This window comes from Microvirga sp. 2TAF3, assembly GCF_052114965.1.
Taxonomy (GTDB): Bacteria; Pseudomonadota; Alphaproteobacteria; order Rhizobiales; family Beijerinckiaceae; genus Microvirga.
Genome location: NZ_JBFRFT010000028.1, coordinates 1 through 18508, shown reverse-complemented (window position 1 = coordinate 18508; position 18508 = coordinate 1). Strand labels below are relative to the sequence as shown.

Here is an 18508-nt window from a genome sequence, read left to right as displayed (position 1 = left end):
TCAGCCAAACTCGACGGCCTTTCCAATGAGCACTGCGGCTTGCTCGCGCAGGGCGGCCTTGGCGACCTTGTGGGTCGGCGTCAACGGCATTTCGTCGAGGAGTACGACATAATGCGGAACCTTGATCGGGGCGAGATGTTCTCGGCACCACGCGACGATATCGGCCTCCTTTAGCGCCGCACCCTCCTTTGGCCTGACCGCTATCAGGATGTCGTCATCGCCGAAGCGCGAAGGCACGCCGATAGCGGCTGCAATCAGCACTTGTGGATGTCGGCCGACGACGAGGTCGAGCTCGGCGCCGGCGATATTCTCACCACGCTTCCGGATGATGTCCTTCTTGCGCGAGACGAAATAATAGAAGCCCTCGGCGTCGCGTCTCACGAGATCGCCGGTCAGAAACCAACCATCGCGGAAACTGGCTGCGGACTGCTCAGGGTCATCGAAATAGCCCTTCATCACGATCGGTGTATCGACGATCAGCTCACCAGCCTCACCATCGGGGACGTCGCGGCCCTCGTCATCGACAATGCGGCAGCGCGCCCAAGGTCGGCTCGGGTCGGGATGGCGGCAGAGCATGCCCATACTGCCCTTGCGGTTCTCCCGACCGAAGGGCGTGCTGAGTACGCCAGGGATTTCTGTCATCGCATAGCCGCCGATGAGGTGCGGGATGCCGAAACGGGCCCGCAACGGCGCGACGATGGCGTCACGCGCACCATAGACCTTCCGAATGCTATGATCCGGTTCGTATTCTTCCGGCGGGCGGCTCAGCAGGATGGTGGCGACCGCCTCGATCATGTTGACTTGTGTCGCACGCAGGCGCTTCGCGGTCCGCCAGAAGCCGGAGGCCGAAAAACGCGGCTCGATCAGCAAAGTCGCGCCTGCTGCGAGCGCGCCGGCAACCGAGTAGAACATCGCATTGATGTGGAACATCGGCAGGATCGTCAGAAGCCGATCATCCGGTTGCAGATGCATGCGCTCGACGAAGGCCTCGCCCGCCGCTATCAGGCTGGCCTGGCTGTGCATGGCGCCCTTCGGGCGTCCGGTCGTGCCGGATGTGTAGATGATAATGGCGACATCGTCGGCGCTACCGACCGAGGCGGGCGGGGCGCCTTCTCCGGCAATCAGGCCAGGGCCCAGCGCCTCGATCCAGGCACCGGACGCTGCGGCGCTAGCGACCGGGCGAGCCGCCTCGTCGCAGAGCACGCCGCTGGCGCGAGCCTGGGCGACGATATAGCTTGCCTCCTCAACCTTGAAGCCGGGATTGATTGGCACCATTACGGCCCCGATCCGGGCCAAAGCAAGCAGCGTCACCAGTTGCCAGATGCTGTTACGCCCCATCACCACGACACGCTCGCCGCGCCCGACGCCGCGCGTGACCAGCCAGCGTGCAGCGGCACCAGTTGCCTGTGACAGCTCGGCCCAACTCCAGCTACGTTCCTCGGCGACGACGCAGATCCGACCGGGCTCGCGCTCCAACCGGCTGGCGAAGAAGTCATCGAGCGAGCCGTCATGCATCCGGAAGAGTCGCAGCACCTCCAGCGGCGAGAGTTCAGGGGTTGTCTGTGTTTCGCTCATGGTCCGCTCATCTCATTCATCGGCCGGACGGTAGGGAATGTTCTCTCGTGTGAGCCGCCAGATCTCGCGCGCCGTTCGGGTCTGCGATTCCTCGACGATATGGCCGAGCAGCCCACCCGAGCGGGAGATCACCGCGACGCCGCGCATCGCGACGAGCGGGATGCCGATATCGAGCAGCAGCGCAGCGATGGCGCCTGTGGCGTTGATGGTGAGATGCCTGCCATGGACCGCGTCCACGGCACGACCGAGGCGTAGCAGCAAATCGACATGAGATCCTTCTGCTCCGGCTTCGCGTGCGACCGCAAGCAGAGCCGGCGTGCGCGGGTCGTCCGGCTTATGGACACGATGACCGAAGCCGGGCACGGCTTCCTTCGCCTGCCGGTAGCGCTCAGCGACAGCGTGGCAATAGGTATCGAGGTCGCCGCCCGCACGAAGGCCCTCGACCAGCAGCTTCGCGCAGCCATCCATCGTCCCGGCGAAGACAGAGCCGACCGAGAGCAGCCCGGCCGCGAGCGCGACCTGACTCTCCTCGGGCACGCTATCGATGGCGAGGCGGGCAATGATCGAGGTCGGCGTCCAGCCATGCTCCATCAGCGTGACGAGGCATGCATCGAGCACCTTCGTCTGCCCCGGCGTCGGCAGCCGGCCGCAGACGAGGAAATAGACCGTCTCGGTGAAACTGCGCTTGCCGACGAGATCCTCGGTCAGGCTCAGGCCGCGCACGGTGATGGAGGTCGCGTCCGAGGTAGCGATGGTGGTGTAGAAATCGGGCATTGGTGGAGTTCCGTGGTCTTACCTCAAACGGCACTGTCGTCCGGACTGCGCAAGTCGAACTCGCCCTGATCGCTCCCCAGCACCGGTGCGACGGTGCCGAAGCCGGCGCGCTGTTTGTCGAGTGCGAGCGGTAGCCCTGTCAGGACAAGCGACTCGATCGGGCTTTCCAGCAACATCCCAAGCGCCTTGGTTTGAGGATGGGCGAGCACCTGGGGAATCGAATGAATCGGTGCGCAGGGCACACCTTCGGCCTCCAGCTTGACGATCCAGGAGTCGAAACCCTCCGTCGCGATGATGTCGGCGATCAGCGGCAGCAGATCGTCGCGATGGCGCGTCCGCTGAGCATTGGTTGCGAAGCGAGGGTCGTCGATCCATTCGGGATGCCCGAGCAGGCGGGCAAGCTTGGCGAAGAGCCGGTCGTTACCGGCCGCGATGACCAGCGGCCCATCCTTCGTGTCGAAGGCTTGATATGGCGTCAGCGAGTTATGTCCGGTGCCGACGCGGGGTGGGATGTTCCCGGTCGCGCCGTAATCGGCGATATGGCGGCCGGTCCAGGACAGGGCGGTTTCGAACAGTGATGTCTCGACAATGGTACCGAGCCCCGTTTGCTGGCGAGTCAGCAGCGCGGTCAGGGCACCTATCACCGTCCACATGCCGGTGCCGAGGTCGACGATGGAGGGTCCGACGCGCGAGGGCGGCCCGTTCGGGTCGCCATTGACGCTGATCAGGCCGGAAAAGGCCTGCAGCAGTGGCTCGTAGCCTGGCCGCGCGCTTAGCGGGCCCTGGTGGCCGAACGCCGACATCGAGCAGTAGATCAGGCGTGGATTGACGGCAATCAGATCCGACCCATCGATCTTCAGTTTCTGTGCCACGCCAGGCCGCAGATTATGGATGAAGATGTCGGCGCTCTCGATTAGCCGCAGGAAGGCGGCGCGGTCCTGCGGCTGGTCGAGCGACAGGACCACAGACTTCTTGTTTCGATTCATCATGTGGAAGCTGGTCGAGCTGCCATCGACGAAGGGAGGTCCCCAGCCGCGGGCATCGTCGCCGCCGGGCTTCTCGACCTTGATGACCTCGGCGCCGAGGTCACCGAATACGGCGGCAGCATAAGGCGCCGCCAGATTCTGCCCGAGTTCGACGACCCTGATGCCGTTCAGAGCGGCGAGCGGGCTGTTCTTGAGCAAAGGGTTCGATTGCATTGCCAAGCACGGCCTCCTCACATTGGTTGCCGCATTTTCTATTGAACAAAACGGCGTTGCGCAAGGCAGAATTCTCAGGCCGTTGTCTTGCGGCCAAGTTCGCGTTCGACTTGGCGTGTCCGGTCTTGGAGCAGGCCACGCAGCTTCTCGATGGTCTCGCTGGTGAAACGCGAACGCAGCCCACTGATGCAGAGCGCGCCGAGAAAGCGATCCTCCGCATCGAACAACGGCATGGCGATGGCAGCCGCGTCCGGCTCGCGTTCACCCAGCGTAATTGCGTAGCCGTCCCGCCGCACGGTCTCAAAACGGGGAGAATCACCGCCGGCATAGGCGAGGATGACGAGGCCTGCCGCACCACGGTCGAGCGGCAGGCGCGCGCCTTCGTCGACATGGTGGCGGATCGCCCGCGACGAGTTCTGGCGCACGACGCAGACGCGCTCTTCACCGTCCCGGATATAGAAGGAGGCGGTTTCTCCACTTTCTGCCGAGAGATCGCGCACAGCCTCGCGCAGCATCGCGGACAGGTCGAGATTGGCGTTGTAGAGCTGCGCCAGTCGGGCGCAGGCGGGGCCGAGCTGATAACGCAGATCCTCGCGGCGGATATATCCGAACTTCTCCAGCGACGCGATGAGTCGCAAGATCGTGCTTTTGTAGAGACCGGTCGCCTGCGCGATCTCATGCAGCGACAGTGTCTTCTGCCCCTCCTCGAAGGCGCGCAGAATGCTCAGCGCCCTGTCAACGGCATCGACGCCTTTCTCTTGGGCGCTTTTCTCGTGGGTGTCGTGTATCTCGTCCTGCACTTGGCCTACCCGTTTCCATTCCTGTCTACAGCGGAGGCGTCACGCCGCCAGCCGCCATCTTCAAACAATCCGGCGATAAAGTTCGCTCCAGCCGTCCGCACGATCAATCAGTGCACTGCCGGCTGCAATCACCTCGTCCATATCCCGCAAGGCTTGAGTATCACGTTCTGGCCGAGCGGGCCGGTCAGTGATTTGTGGTCGCCGGGTAGCGTCGGTGCCACGATCGCCTCGCTGCGCTGCACGAGCAGGAACGGCACCGTCTCCAGCGCCTGGAGGCTGTCTAGGCCGGCAATCGGTCGCAGTAACTCGACTTGCGTCGAGCGTGCCCTTCGCCATGAGATCATACGTCCGAAATCTCATAATAGGGGTCAGGCGCTCCGCTCAGGACCTCCGAAACGCAAGGGAAAAGGTGTGCAGATGTCCAGAGTTGCTGTGGAACCGCTGCCCTGCCGCGCGGCGCATAAACCAGAACTGCGTTCCGGCGAAGCGTGCCGCGGCGGCAAGTGGGGGAAGAAACCGCCGCCGAGGATGGCATACCAGCAACCGAGCATTGCCGCCGGGTCCGCCGCCTCTCGATTGCGCGAAGCGCTTCAGGGACGTCGCAGGCATGCGCCTCGATGACCGAGAGATTACAGAGCATGGTCGAACTCAACGGGTTTCACTGGGCAGAACCAATGAGATACTTGGAGCACAATCGGCGGCGAACCGTCAATGCGTATCCTTTGCGCTTGACAAGCGCGCCAACAGTCAATTCTATCTGGCGGCATCAAATTCCTTTTGATGGAATTTTATAATAACAGCTCAACCATCATGGCATGGTCAGGAGCAATTGAAATGGGATGGAAATGATGATCCGGTACGGGCGCGCGGCAATAGCCGCTTTTTGCACAAGCATTCTGGCTGCGGCACCGGCCTGGGCGCAGGAATATCCGTCTCACATCATCCAACTCGTCGTCGGCTACACGCCGGGCGGCGGGACGGATACGCTGGCGCGTCTCTTCGCCGATAAGGTGGGCGCGCGGCTCGGCCAGAAGATCATCGTCGAGAATCGTCCCGGCGCCAACGGCAATATCGGGACCAGTGCGGTCGCAACGGCGGCGCCGGATGGTTACACCATCCTGCTTGGCAATATCGGGCCGATCGCGGTCAATCCGAATCTCTACAAGTCGATGCCGCACGACCCGCGCACGAGCCTTGATCCCGTCACCCAGCTTGCAAGCGCCCCGCTGGCGATCTTGGTCAATGCCAGCATTCCGGTAAAAACGCTCGACGAATTCGTGGCCTATGCTAAGGAGCGGCCCGGTCAGGTGACTTATTCCTCGGCCGGCAGCGGCACTTCGAACCAACTTGCTGCTGAGCTGCTCAATCTCAGGGCAGGCATCAAGCTGTCGCACATTCCCTATCGCGGCGCGGCGCAGGCCATGACGGCGCTGATCAGCGGCGAGGTTGCGATGTTCGCGGCACCACTGCCTTCCGCTTTGCCGCATATCCAGTCAGGGAAGATCAGGGCGCTTGCCGTGACTGGCGCCAAACGCTCGCCGGTAATGCCGGACGTGCCGACCGCTGCCGAAGCTGGCTTCCCAACGCTGGAGATGACAACTTGGTACGGCATCCTCGCACCCAAGGGTACGCCACCCGCCATCGTCGCCAAGCTCAACCGCGAGTTCGCAGACGTAGCCAAGAGTCCCGAGATTACCAAATGGCTCGCGGACGATGGGGGGGCGGAGCCAGTTGGAAGTTCACCGGAGGCATTTAAGGACTTCCTTGCCACTGAGACGGCGAAATGGGCTGAAGTCGTCAAGGCGGCCAGCATTTCCATCGAATAGTCCTGCTTGGAAGAGAACCGGACATGTTGCGCTCTCTGATTAAGGATCCTCGCGACGCGCTGACTGGCCTGCTCTTCGGCAGTGTCGGGCTCGGCGCTGTCGTGTTGGGATTAGGATATAATTTCGGCTCCATCACGCGGATGGGCCCCGGTTTCTTCCCGGTGGTGCTCGGTGTCGTGCTTTGCGCCATTGGGCTGGGATGCCTAGCGAAAAGCCTGAAGGTGTCCGGCGAGACGGTCGAGCCGCTCGTCTGGCGCCCGCTCGTTCTCGTCACCGCCTCGGTCGTCGTCTTCGGCGCCCTCGTTCGGATGCTCGGCTTCGTTCCTGCGGTCATCGCCACAACGATACTGGCGAGCCTCGCCAGCCACCAATTCGCTTGGCGGCGCTCGCTGATTTTGGCGGTTGTGCTGGCTGGCCTGTGCACGGCGATGTTCATCTACGGATTGGGCCTGCCCTTCGCGCCGTTCAGCGCTGGCGGCTGGCGCTAGGAGAGGGCGAATGGAAATCTTCGGCAATCTTGTCCTCGGCTTCGGAACGACTCTAACGCCAGCCAATCTGGCCTATTGCTTCGTCGGTGCCGTGCTCGGCACGGCGATCGGGGTGCTGCCCGGCTTAGGCGCCACGGTGACGGTCGCGATGCTGCTGCCGCTGACCTATTCCCTCGACCCAACTTCAGCGCTGATCATGCTGTCGGGTATCTATTACGGTGCGCAATATGGCGGCTCGACGACCTCGATCATGGTGAACCTACCGGGTGAGACCACCTCGGTCATCACCACGCTGGACGGCTACCAGATGGCCCGGCAAGGCCGCGGCGGTGTCGCGCTGGCGACCTCCGCCATCGGCTCCTTTTTTGCCGGCACGGTGACGACACTTCTGATCGCGCTCTTCGCTCCACCCTTGGCGGCGATCGCGCTGGCCTTTGGCGCAGCGGAATATTTCTCACTAATGGTACTGGGCCTTGTCGCGGCAATCGTGCTCGCGCATGGCTCGCTGCTCAAGGCCAGCGGCATGCTGATCCTCGGTCTGTTGCTGGGGCTAGTCGGCACCGATCTGAACTCGGGGGCGCTGCGCTATACTTTCGGTCAGCAAGAACTGGTTCAGGGCATCGATTTCGTCATCGTCGCGATGGGGCTGTTCGGTGTTGCCGAGATCATCCGCAATCTCGAGCAGAATCTCTCTCGCGACGTCGCGGTTGAGAAACTCACCAAGCTCATGCCATCGGCCGAAGATTTCCGGCGCATGGCGCTGCCGATCGTACGCGGCACCGGCTTCGGCGCCGTGCTCGGCCTCATTCCGGGCAGCGGCGCGCTGCTCGCATCGCTCGGCGCATATGCATTCGAGAAGAAGATCTCACGCCGGCCCGAGAGCTTTGGGCACGGCGCCATTGAGGGCGTGGCTGCGCCCGAATCGGCCAACAACGCCGGCGCCCAATCCTCCTTCGTGCCAATGCTGACGCTCGGCATTCCCTCGACGCCGGTAATGGCACTCATGATTGGCGCATTGGTGCTGCATGGCATCCAGCCCGGCCCGTCACTGATCGTGAAGCAGCCTGTGCTGTTCTGGGGACTGATCGCCTCGATGTGGGTCGGCAACTTGATGTTGCTGGTGCTCAACCTCCCGCTGGTCGGGCTGTGGGTGCGGCTGCTGACGATTCCCTACAACCTACTCTACCCTGCAATTCTGGTCTTCTGCTGCATCGGCGTACTCAGCCTGTCGAACTCAACCTTCGACATCTATCTACTGGCTGGCTTTGGCGTGCTCGGCTACGTTTTTGGAAAGCTGCGCTGCGAACCGGCGCCGCTGCTCCTCGGCGTCGTACTAGGACCGCTGATGGAGGAGTATCTGCGCCGGTCGCTACTGCTCTCGCAGGGCGATCTCACGGTCTTCGTCACGCGGCCGATCAGCGCCATCATTCTCACTCTGACGCTCATGGCACTTTTGTCGGTCCTGATCCCAGCCGTCCGCACGACACGCGAGACCGCGCTGATCGAGGAGTAGAACACTGATCTTCCCTCGTTTGTGGGGCTCTCACGCACTTTGCGGATGAGTCTCAGCAACGTGGCCTGATTTCGCCAATTTGCACCGGCAGGGCGGAGGTCTGATCGGTCGATCCTGAGGCTCCTGGGCATTGATCTGGCTGTTCCCGACCCCTCGCCCCTGAGCCGTCGAGCTTGGCGCAAGTTGCACATCGGTGTGGATGCCGAGACCGGACAGATCCTCGCCTCAGAGCTGACGACCAGCGATGGTGACGATCATCAGGCCTGCGTCGCGCGACCGAAGTCGCCATCGCCGTTCACCCTCGAACCGCATGCTTGAGCTTGGGGGGCCGGAGTCCGTCCGTATCGTCTGAATACAAGCCGATGGGCCCTCAAAGCGCGCAAAGTCCAATCCGTACAACAAAGCCGCGTATGCAACATGACGAGGCTGAGGCTTCCGACTCCATCATGCGGCGGTGTCTGCCGACCGCGGAGGGAACCATGCTCCGACAAGTGATATCAGGCAAACGAACAAAGACGCCGCTCCAAGGACCTGACCCAGATCCCCGGAATAAGAGAACGGAACCGTTTGTTTAAAGTGCTGTGGCAATGCCGATGAGTGCCTCGCCCTCATTCACCGACAGACTTGTCATCTGGTAGAGAACAAAGCCGTCTTCTGGAGACGTGATCGTACAGAGGAGATTGCCGAATACGTCACGAATTTCGCCTATGGATTGCCCTGTTGCGACTTTATCCCCCAGTCGGCAACGGGGGTACCACAAACCCTGGACCGGAGAGGACGGAACGGTCATCGTCACGAGGGAGGAGGCAGCAGGTTCGGGTGCTGGTCCCCTCATGCCGAGCATGTGCATGACACGATGTACACCTGCTGTAAGCATAGCAACGCTCTCGTCATTCCACAGGCCGTTGCCACTCACTTCGGCGATAATTCCCGGCACGCCCAATTCTGCGGCCGCCGAGATCGTCCGGCCCGTGCCGCGGCCCGACACGATGATCGGCAGGCCGAAGGCGCGGGCCATGGCTTCCGCGCGCTCGTCGCCACGGGTGAAAATCGAGAACGGCATCAGCTCTTCGTTAAGATCGCCGCCATGAAGATCGAGATAGGCGTCGGCCAATGGGAAAACCGACTCCACAAGCCAAGCCGCCAGACGTTTGCTTACAGTGCCGGCGGCATGGCCGGGAAAGACTCGGTTGAGATTTTTGTTGTCCTCCGGCACCACGTAGATGCTGCGCTTGCGGAAGCCCTGGACATTGAGGATCGGGAGCACAAGCAGCGTTCCGCGGATCTCCTCCGGTGGGAGTTTGAAAAGGCGGAGCGCCGCCTCTATGGAACAGAATTCGGAGCCGTGTACGCCGGCTGTCACGAGGAGACACGGTCCATCCTGCGCGCCTTCGATGATTCCAAACGGCAGCTCGAGATCGGGATGTGGGCGGACGAAACCCTGCTCGATGCGTGGCTCGCCGGTGCGGAGGATGGAGAGTGCGGTCATGACAGCTCTCGTGCGTGATCGATCTGTGCGAAAGCCGGCGCCGACTCAGTGTGTAGCCCGCAGAGGGGTTTCATGCTTCTGAGACAGGTCGCCGGAACAGGGCTCATAGTAGTGAGATGTTCTGGCGGGGGAGAGGAGCGGGCGCCTCAACTGGTCCAGCGAAGTGGCAGGCTGCCGGCCAGGGGCCACCTCGCAGTCCCAGCCCGGGCACGTCCTGTCGGCAGATCGCCTTCGCTATGGGGCAGCGGGGATGGAACGGACATCCGGGCGGCGGAGCGAGTGGGCTCGGAAGCTCGCCCTGGACGGCGGTCGCGCCCGAGCGGCGACCCGGCACGAGCCTGGGCACGGCGGCGAGGAGCGCGCGAGTATAGGGGTGGCGCGCAGAGGCGAAGATCTCCTCCGTCGGCCCGATTTCCATGATGGCGCCAAGATACATGACGGCGATGCGGTGGGCGATGTGATGGACGAGGCGCAGGTCATGCGTGATGAAGACCAGCGCAAGCCCGAGCTCGTTCTGCAACTCCAGAAGCAGGTTAACGATCTGGGCCTGAACCGAAACGTCGAGGGCTGAGACGGGCTCGTCGGCGATGATGATCTCAGGCTCCACGGCGAGAGCGCGCGCGATGCCGATGCGTTGCCGCTGTCCCCCGGAAAATTCATGCGGGTAGCGATCCGCTGCTTCGCGAGGCAGATGCACGAGGTCCATGAGGCGAACCACCCGGGCATCGATCTCGGAGGCCGGAACAATCCTATGGACCGAGAGAGCCTCCGCGAGACATTGGCGGACCGTCAGACGTGGGTTGAGAGAGCTGTAGGGATCCTGAAAGATCATCTGGACCCGGCGATTGTAGGTGCGCCGCTCAGGCCCGGACAGGGCGAGCACGTCCTGCTCCTTGAAGGTCAGAGAGCCGCCGTCAGGCTCGTGAAGCCGCACCAAACATCGTGCGAGCGTCGACTTTCCGCATCCGGACTCGCCCACGATCCCAAGTGTTTCGCCGCGCCGGACATCGAAGCTGACGCCGTTGAGGGCCCGGAGTAGACGCCGGGGGCGCCGTTGCAGAACATCCGGCATTGTTCGTTGCAAGGAGAAGGACTTCCTCAGGTCCTGAGCCTGCAGGAGGATATCGCCGGGAGTGCTCATGCGGGAACGATCCGACTTGGCAGACGATGGGCGGCCGTACAGGCCGAGACATGGCCGGGCGCAATCGCCACAAGGGGCGGGCGCAGCTCGCAGGGCGGCGTCGCCCATGTGCAGCGTGGAAGGAAGGGGCAGCCCGGAATCGGCCGGTCCAATCGGGGCGGCTGTCCAGGGATAGGCTTCAGGGCGACACGGGCCGCGGTGTTGTCCGGCATCGAGTTCAGCAGCGCACGAGTATAGGCGTGGCGCGGATGGTGGAAGATGGCTTCGACGGGACCCGCCTCGGCGATGCGCCCTGCGTACATCACCGCGACTTGGCTGCAGGTCTCGGCGACAACGCCGAGATCGTGCGTTACGAGGATCATGGCCATACCCATCTCATCGACGAGCCGGAGTAGAAGCTTGAGGATCTGATCCTGGATCGTGACATCGAGGGCCGTCGTCGGCTCGTCCGCCAGAAGGAGCTTGGGCTCGGCCGCCAGCGCGATGGCGATCATAGCGCGCTGGCGCATCCCGCCCGAAAATTCATGCGGGTAGTTGCCCAGTCGCTCCGCCGCCGACGGAATACCGACATGGTCCAGAAGCTCGACGGCCCGCTTGCGCCGTGCCGCGCGGCTCAAGGTCGTGTGAGCGACGAGCGCTTCGTCGATCTGAAGCCCAATGGTAAGGACGGGATTCAGCGCGGTCATCGGCTCCTGAAAGATCATGGCGATCTCGGCGCCGCGCACGGCCTGAAGACGCGTCTCAGGCACATGCAGCAGATCCTCGCCGCGCCAGAACACCTGACCACTGACACGTGCATTCGGATGCAGGATCCGGGTGATGGACCGGAGCGTGACGCTCTTGCCGGAGCCGGATTCGCCGACGAGTCCAAGGACCTCGCCGGCCCTGACCTCGAGGTCGACGCCGTCCACGGCCCTGACGGAACCGCGGCTCGTCTCGAACGAGACGTGCAGAGCGTTGACGCGGAGCAGGGGTTCGACGTTGACCATCATCGCTTCACATCAAGAAGATCGGCGAGGGCGTCGCCGGTGAGGCTGAAACCAAGCCCGCACACGACGACCGCGAGGCCGGGGAAGAAGCACATCCATGGAGCCTGGGTGAAGAAGTTCTTGCCGTCCGCTACCAGCACGCCCCATTCGGCTGTGGGAGGTTGCGCGCCGAGGCCGAGATAACCGAGGCTCGATCCCAGCAGGATCGCGAGGGCCATATCGGTGACCCAATAGACGATCACTGGGCGGATCGCATTGGGCAGGATGTGGCGAAACAGGATACGCGGCACGCTGTAGCCGAGCACGCGGGCTGCCGCGACGTACTCGTTCTGGCGCTGCACCAAAACCTCTGCGCGCATGAGCCGTGCATAGAACACCCATCCGACCACGCCGATGGCGATGTACATGTTGATGAGACCCGGTCCGAGCACCGCCACGATGGCGATGACGAGAACGAGGAACGGGAACGTCACCACCAAGTCCACGATGCGCCCGAAGACAGCATCCGCCACGCCTCCGAAGTATCCCACCAGGAGACCGACGAGGCTGCCAATGATGACGGGTCCGATGGTGGCGAAGAAGGCGATCTGCAGATCGATCTGAGAGGCTGCGATGACCCGCGAGAGGATATCGCGGCCGAACTGATCGGTGCCGAAGGGATGCGCCCGTGTGGGAGGCTGTAGAAGGGCCGCGAAATCGAAAGCGAGGGGATCGTAAGGCGCCACCAGTTGCGGCGCCACGGCGCAAAGCAGAACGATGAAGAGGATGAGGAGCCCGATGAAGGCGGAAATCGGTGGGTGTCGGAGGCGCCGTGAGAGCGTTGCGGCGATCATGAGCGGCTCACCCTGGGATCCAGCCACATCTGGATCATGTCGGTGATGAGGAACGCGATGGAAACCAGAAAAGCGAGGACGAGGGTCAGGCTCTGGATCACCGGGTAATCCCTGGCGAAGATGCTGTCGACCATCAGGCGGCCGACACCCGGCACGGCAAAGACGCTCTCCGTGATGACGGCGCCGCCGAGGAGCTGGCCGATGTGGAGACCGATCAGGGTGACCGTCGCGATCAGCGCGTTGCGCATCACGTGCCGGAACAGGATGACCCTGCCTGCAAGTCCCTTGGCCCTGGCAAACTCGACGAACTCCGCCTGCAGCACCTGCAGAATGGAGGCCCTGAGACTGCGCATGATCACGGCCGCGAAACTCAGCGCGAGCGTCAGGGCCGGCAGGAACAGGTGGTGCAGGTTGTCGAGGAGGCCCTCCCCATAGCCCCCGACGGGGAAGATATGGAACCAGGCGGCGAACACGGTGAGCAGGACGAGCCCAACGAAGAAGATCGGCGACGAGAGCCCAACCTGAAAGATGGAGCGGATCAGAAGATCTGGCCAGCGGTTGGCCTGCAGGGCCGCGCAAAAGGCCAGGGGCACCGAGAGGAGGATCGCGATCAGCGTTGCGAGTCCTGTCAGCATGAGGGTGACCGGAAGCCGCTCAGCGATAAGACTCGTGACCGGCACGCGGAACGCCAGGGACGTGCCGAACTCGCCTCGTCCGATGGCCTGCAGGAACGCGACGAACTGGGCGAAAATCGACTGGTCGAGGCCGAGTTGGCGGGTGAGGCGTTGAACGGCCTCTTCCGTTGCCCTGTCGCCGAGCATGGCGGAGACGGAGTCTCCGGGCAGAAGACGAGCAATGATGAACACGGCAACCCCTATCAGGAGCAGGGTCGGGATCATCTGCAGCAAACGGGTCGCAACGTAAGTCGCTCTGTGCACCGGGATCTCCGCCTCTGGGAGGGTTGGCCCGGGTTTCCGGCCCGGGCCACTGCCTCATTTCTCGACGTAGGCCGCTTCGAACAGGTTGTTGCCGAGTGGGATCTGCACGAAACCCTTCGCCTTCGTACGGAACGCAACCGGATACGGCGTCTCGTAGAGGTAGGCGATCGGGGCAGCGTTGTTGTAGATCTCCTGGATCTCTTTGTACTCCGCCCGGCGGGCTTCGAGATTGTTTTCCTGCTGGCTCTTCACGAACAGCTCGTCGATGCGCTTGTTCTGGAAGCCGGAGTGCAACGACTCGATGTTCGGGAAATAGGCAAAGTACGACGTGATCTGGCTGGGATCCGAGATATCGTTCGTCCAGGCTGCCGTGCGGCACTGGAAGTCGCCCTCGCGATAGCGGGCCGTGCGCGTCGCGTTGTCGACCTGATCGATCCGGAGCTTCACCCCGAGCTGGCTCCACATCTGCTGGACGGCCGTGAGATTGTTTGCATCGTCGCCATTGCCCGAGAGGGCAAGGCACGACATCTCGAAGCCGTTGCCGAAGCCCGCTTCGTTCATTAACGCCTTGGCCTTCGCCGGATCGTAGCTGTAGAGCGGCGCCGGTCCGTAGAAGAGAGGTGTCGTCGAGGACATGAACGACTGCATAGGCTTGCCGAGGCCGAGAGTCGTAATCTGGATGACAGCGTTCTTGTTAACGGCATAGTTGAGCGCTTGGCGCACCTTCTCGTTCGACAGCGGATTGGGCTTGCCGTCCTTCAAGGTCGGCCGCACGTTCATCGTCAGGTAGGCAACACGCGTGGAGGGCCAAAGCTCCATGCGAATGTTGGGATCGTTCTTCAGTTCCTGCACACGGGCGTAGGGGATGAATTCCGTGCCGTCGATCTCGCCGGCCTTCAGCTTCAGGAGGCGCGTCGCATCGTCGGGGATGATCTGGAACTCGAGTTCGTCGAGATAGGGCAAGGGCTTGCCGTCTTCGCCCTGTTTCCAGTAGTACGGATTGCGCTTCAGCTTCATCGAGACCCCGCGCTTCCATTCCGTCATCACAAACGGGCCCGTGCCGATCGGCTTTTCGGCGAAGGCTTTGGCCTTTTCTTCCGGGGTTGCACCGGGAGCCGCTTCGAACAGCTTCTTGGGCAGGATCGCGCTGTTGAAGGTGGCGAGCGCCGGAAGGATCGTCGGGTCAGGATTCTTCAGCTTCAGAACGACCGTTCCCGGATCCTTGATTTCGATGGAGTCGACGGATGCAAGGGACGAGTTCCAGGCGCCAGCCTTGGGGTCGCGGGCGCGGTCGAGGGACCATTTCACGTCCTCTGCAATCAGCGGAGTTCCGTCGGCGAACTTCACGTCCGGCCTCAGGCTGAGAACGACCGATTTCCCGTCATCGGTCAGCTCCCACTTCGTTGCGAGACCCGGCTGGACACTCTGGCCGTCAGGCGTCGGGGCAAGCAGCGTGTCGTAGAGGTTCGTCAGGACCCAGATATCGACGTTGGCGTCGTTCAGGACCGGGTCTAGAAAAAGAGAGTCGGCGTAGCGCCCGTAGATCATCTTGCCGCCGCGCGTCGCGGCCTCAACTGCCGGGCCGGCAAGTAGAGAAGCAGCTAATCCTGCTGCGACCAGTCCAAGCTTTGGAAATAGCGATCCCATCGTGTTTCCCTTTGCGTTCTGGAAGGCATGTTCTTGTGTTATAGCCTGCTAGGATGCTAAGTGTTTACTATACGCAAAGTCAATCAGCGGGACCGCGGCTTTGATGGGAAAAGCGGAGGGGGGTTCGACTTCCCGTGCTAGTTGCCTAGAACAGCGGCGCGATGCACCAATAATCAGCACCGTTGCCGCCGCATTGGACAGGGCGCTCCCTGTCCCCCTTGGAGTCCAGCTTCGCGGCCTTATTGAATACGGGATCGCCTGCGGCGAGCTCGCGCCTGGAGCACAGCTTCCTTCGGTCCGTGAATTCGCCGAAGCCAGTGGGCTGGCTCCGATGACCGTTTCAGGGGTCTACAAGACCCTGCGGGAGGCTGGCCTGATCATAACCCGTCCGGGTGCGGGCAGCTTCGTGGCCCAGCCTACCCGCGACACGATCCAGACGTTCGATGCGATGCAGAGGATCGAGGCCTGCATGGATACGCTTCTGGCGGAGGCCGAGGCGGCCGGTGTCGAGGCGGACGATCTTGCGGCACTGCTCAATGCGCGGATTGCTCGCATCAAAGCGCACAAGCTTCGGCCGGTCCGGATCACGATGATCGGCGTGTTCAAGGAGGCCACTAAGGCCTACGCAGCCGACATTCAGCGCCAGCTGCGGGATCACGACGTGATCGATGCGCTCACGATCGATCAGCTGCGCTCGTCCACGAAACGCGACGGCCTCGCCGATCTCTACGTGACCTTGGCCAATCGGCGCCAGGAGGTCGAGGCGATGATCGCTCCGGACAGTCCCGTCATCAGCATCAGCTTCATTCCGTCGGAAAAAACGCGCAGTCTGCTGGCCGGCATCGACCCGGTTGCGCGCATCGGGATCGTCTCGGTGTTCCCGGAGTTTCTGGCCTTGATGAAGCCAGGCGTTCTTCGGTTCACCCCGCATGTGCAGAGTGTGGAAGTGGCCTTGGCGGACGACCCCGATCTGGATGTTTTTTTCGGTCGTGTCGACGTGGTGGTGTACGCCACGGGCGCGGAAAGCGTGCTCGACCGGCTTCCTCGGAATGTTCCGGCCATCGAGTACCGACATGTGCCTGATCCGCACGCGATTCAGCGTGAACTGCTTCCCGTCATCGAGCGCCTGCGCGCCCGCCTGCCTCTGAAGGAAACCTCGGCTTGAAAATAGCGGACACGAATTGGATGCAAGTCAAGGCTTACCTGCGAGGGGGCGACCGTTGCATCGTTCCGATCGGTTCAACGGAACAGCGTGCTCAGCCGTCCCTCTGCGTCGATGCCATTCTGGCGGAGCGCGCTTCGGTGGAAGCGGCCGAGCCCCTGGGCATACCGGTCTTCCCGATGATCCTTTTGGATTGGCTCCTTGCTTCCTGGCCTTCTCGGGGATCGTGTCACTGCGTGTGGAAACGCTCCTCGCCGTCATGCGCGACGTGATCGCCTCGGTGCGCCACGCAGGCTTCCGTCGCGTGCCGATCGTCAATGGACATGGCGGAAACGCCCCCGTGGGTGCCCTGGCGCAAGAGTTGATGGCGCAGTACATCGACATGTCGATCAAGTTCCACAACTGGTGGAGCGCACCAAGAACCTGGGTGGAGGTGCAGGCGATCGACGCATCGGGGTCGCACGCCAATTGGATGGAGAATTTTCCCTGGACCCGCTTGGCGAATGTAGCGCAACCGGGTGAGCCGAAGAATCCACCTGACCGGGATCTCGTGCGCGTCTTATCACCCGAGGAGGCGAGGCGCATCCTCGGTGATGGCAGCTTCGGGGGCGACTATCAGAAATCGGACGAAGCGATGCTCAAGGTCTGGGAGACGGGGGTCCTGGAAACCCGTGAGCTGCTGGAGGGGTCATGGCCGAAGACCCGCTGATCGAGCCGGTCGTCATCTGGGATGCGGGAGCCATCGAGGGCACAAACGGCGCCTATTGGGCGAGAGCGGGTGTTCCGGTTCTCCTCGTCGATCTTGCAGCTGACCATGTCGGGGCCCGCCGCACACAAGGCCTTCAGATCGAAGGTCCGATCGAAACCTTCACGCAAGTGGTGCCGGCCGTGGTGCCAGACGAGCTGACGGGCACCTACGGCAGGATCGTTCTTGCCGTGAAGGCGCATCAAACGGCTGATGCGCTGGCTGCCCTGAAACCTCACCTTCGCGAAGACAGCTTTGTCCTGTCAGCTCAGAACGGGCTTAACGATATCGCAATCGCGCAGGCAGTCGGTCGCGAGCGTACGATGGGTTGCTTCGTGAATTTCGGTGCCGAATCGGAGATCTCGCGCGGGAGCAGGGGATACCGACGTGGCCCTCGATCATCTCGTTTCTCTCATTCACGATGTCGAAGACGGACGGTCCGATCTTTCCTTCGACACCTTCAAGGAGCTTATCGCCACATGCAAATCCGTCTCGACCACCGTGTAGTCATTGTCACCGGTGCCGCCCAAGGGATCGGGCGCGCCATCGCCAAAACCTTCCTCGACGCGGGCGCCCGCGTCCATCTCGCCGACATCGACGCGGCCGGTCTGCGACAGGCCGGGGAGGAGTTGGGGGCTCCTGCTCATGTGGGGGATCTCTCGGAGCGCCAGGCCGCTGCGGACCTCGTTCGGTCGGTTGCCGAAGCTGAAGGACGGCTTGACGGTCTCGCCCTTGCGGCGGGTGGCGTGCGTGGCCAGATCGGGCGTGCCATCGAGGAAATTTCAGAATCCGACTGGCATGTGTTGTTCAAGGCGAATGTGGATGGGGCGTTCTGGCTCGCGCAGGCCGCAGCCCCTTACATGAAGAAGGCGGGCTGGGGCCGGATCATCACGATCTCGTCGGGCGCAGGTCTGAGGCCGAGCCTGACGGGCATTCAGGCCTATTCGGCCGCCAAGCACGCGCTGGTCGGGTTGACGAAGCAGCTTTCTTGGGAGTTGGGGCCGTTTGGGATCACCGTGAATTCTGTAGCCCCCGGCTTCGTCCTGTCGAATCCCACGACGGAGCGTCAGTGGGAGAGCTATGGCCCGGATGGGCAGAAGCGGCTGCTCGGATCCATTCATACCAAACGGCTGGGCAGGCCCGACGACATAGCCAACGCGGCTCTGTTCCTGGCGAGCGAGCAAGCCTCCTGGATCTCGGGCCAGATCCTGTCCGTCGACGGAGGACGCTCATGAGCGATCTAAAGCGCTTTTGATCTGGGCTTGAATCCATTGGGGTGATCTGTGCGTTGACTGGGAGATGGCCCAGGAGGCAAGCCATGCCCCAGCCCTATTCGCCTGATCTGCGGGAGCGTGTTCTGGTTGCCTGTAAGCGCGGCGACCTTCCTCA

The 18508-nt window shown here is 62.6% G+C and carries 15 protein-coding genes and 3 pseudogenes; 8 read left to right on the top strand and 10 right to left on the bottom strand.

The features are described from left to right. The 4 genes from AB4Y97_RS19980 to AB4Y97_RS19965 all read right to left on the bottom strand — a co-directional run bounded on the left by AB4Y97_RS19980 (position 1) and on the right by AB4Y97_RS19965 (position 4348). A complete protein-coding gene (locus AB4Y97_RS19980; protein WP_442000795.1) occupies positions 1–1575 on the bottom strand; it encodes a class I adenylate-forming enzyme family protein in 1575 nt (524 codons plus the stop codon). Positions 1576–1587: 12 nt separating this feature from the next. Further along, positions 1588–2349, bottom strand: coding sequence for a citryl-CoA lyase (locus AB4Y97_RS19975; protein ID WP_442000794.1), 762 nt, complete (start codon positions 2347–2349; stop codon positions 1588–1590). 23 nt (positions 2350–2372) lie between these two features. Next, on the bottom strand, positions 2373–3548 hold the full coding sequence (locus AB4Y97_RS19970) for a CaiB/BaiF CoA transferase family protein (protein WP_442000793.1): 1176 nt from the start codon (positions 3546–3548) through the stop codon (positions 2373–2375). 74 nt (positions 3549–3622) lie between these two features. Then, the gene (locus AB4Y97_RS19965) at positions 3623–4348 is read right to left on the bottom strand and encodes an IclR family transcriptional regulator (RefSeq protein ID WP_442000792.1); all 726 of its coding nucleotides are present in this window, start codon (positions 4346–4348) and stop codon (positions 3623–3625) included. A gap of 845 nt (positions 4349–5193) precedes the next feature. On the opposite strand from AB4Y97_RS19965, the gene AB4Y97_RS19960 reads away from it, so the two are divergent. The 4 genes and pseudogenes from AB4Y97_RS19960 to AB4Y97_RS19945 form a co-directional block, all read left to right on the top strand. Continuing rightward, entirely contained in the window at positions 5194–6174 is a 981-nt protein-coding gene (locus AB4Y97_RS19960; RefSeq protein ID WP_442000791.1) for a Bug family tripartite tricarboxylate transporter substrate binding protein, read from the top strand. Between the two features lie 23 nt (positions 6175–6197). Next, positions 6198–6662 carry a tripartite tricarboxylate transporter TctB family protein gene (locus tag AB4Y97_RS19955; protein ID WP_442000790.1) on the top strand — a complete coding sequence of 155 codons (465 nt, stop codon included), beginning with the start codon at positions 6198–6200 and terminating at the stop codon, positions 6660–6662. A 10-nt stretch (positions 6663–6672) separates the two neighbouring features. Beyond that, positions 6673–8175 (top strand): tripartite tricarboxylate transporter permease, encoded by a 1503-nt coding sequence (locus tag AB4Y97_RS19950; protein WP_442000789.1) that lies wholly within the window; start codon positions 6673–6675, stop codon positions 8173–8175. 156 nt (positions 8176–8331) lie between these two features. Then, positions 8332–8436: pseudogene (locus AB4Y97_RS19945) on the top strand (IS5/IS1182 family transposase); the annotation flags it as partial. Between the two features lie 310 nt (positions 8437–8746). Here AB4Y97_RS19945 and AB4Y97_RS19940 read toward each other — a convergent pair. The 6 genes from AB4Y97_RS19940 to AB4Y97_RS19915 all read right to left on the bottom strand — a co-directional run bounded on the left by AB4Y97_RS19940 (position 8747) and on the right by AB4Y97_RS19915 (position 15212). Further along, positions 8747–9664, bottom strand: a complete 918-nt coding sequence (locus AB4Y97_RS19940; RefSeq protein ID WP_442000788.1) for a succinylglutamate desuccinylase/aspartoacylase family protein — start codon at positions 9662–9664, stop codon at positions 8747–8749. Between the two features lie 103 nt (positions 9665–9767). Then, on the bottom strand, positions 9768–10805 hold the full coding sequence (locus AB4Y97_RS19935) for an ABC transporter ATP-binding protein (RefSeq protein WP_442000787.1): 1038 nt from the start codon (positions 10803–10805) through the stop codon (positions 9768–9770). Continuing rightward, the gene (locus tag AB4Y97_RS19930; protein WP_442000786.1) at positions 10802–11797 is read right to left on the bottom strand and encodes an ABC transporter ATP-binding protein; all 996 of its coding nucleotides are present in this window, start codon (positions 11795–11797) and stop codon (positions 10802–10804) included. Before AB4Y97_RS19930 ends, AB4Y97_RS19935 begins: the two co-directional genes overlap by 4 nt. Then, complete coding sequence (locus AB4Y97_RS19925; RefSeq protein ID WP_442000785.1) at positions 11794–12627, bottom strand: ABC transporter permease; 834 nt, start codon at positions 12625–12627, stop codon at positions 11794–11796. Before AB4Y97_RS19925 ends, AB4Y97_RS19930 begins: the two co-directional genes overlap by 4 nt. Next, positions 12624–13565: an ABC transporter permease gene (locus tag AB4Y97_RS19920; RefSeq protein WP_442000784.1), complete on the bottom strand. Its 942-nt coding sequence runs from the start codon at positions 13563–13565 to the stop codon at positions 12624–12626. Before AB4Y97_RS19920 ends, AB4Y97_RS19925 begins: the two co-directional genes overlap by 4 nt. A gap of 54 nt (positions 13566–13619) precedes the next feature. Next, positions 13620–15212, bottom strand: a complete 1593-nt coding sequence (locus AB4Y97_RS19915) for an ABC transporter substrate-binding protein (RefSeq protein ID WP_442000783.1) — start codon at positions 15210–15212, stop codon at positions 13620–13622. 103 nt (positions 15213–15315) lie between these two features. On the opposite strand from AB4Y97_RS19915, the gene AB4Y97_RS19910 reads away from it, so the two are divergent. The 4 genes and pseudogenes from AB4Y97_RS19910 to AB4Y97_RS19895 all read left to right on the top strand — a co-directional run bounded on the left by AB4Y97_RS19910 (position 15316) and on the right by AB4Y97_RS19895 (position 18354). Beyond that, positions 15316–16377, top strand: a complete 1062-nt coding sequence (locus AB4Y97_RS19910; RefSeq protein WP_442000817.1) for a GntR family transcriptional regulator — start codon at positions 15316–15318, stop codon at positions 16375–16377. Between the two features lie 20 nt (positions 16378–16397). Continuing rightward, a pseudogene (locus tag AB4Y97_RS19905) lies at positions 16398–17083 on the top strand (creatininase family protein). Then, positions 17065–17466, top strand: a pseudogene (locus tag AB4Y97_RS19900) (ketopantoate reductase family protein); the annotation flags it as partial. The pseudogenes AB4Y97_RS19905 and AB4Y97_RS19900, both read left to right, overlap by 19 nt. A 132-nt stretch (positions 17467–17598) precedes the next feature. Then, a complete protein-coding gene (locus AB4Y97_RS19895; protein ID WP_442000816.1) occupies positions 17599–18354 on the top strand; it encodes an SDR family NAD(P)-dependent oxidoreductase in 756 nt (251 codons plus the stop codon). Positions 18355–18508 lie beyond the last annotated feature (154 nt).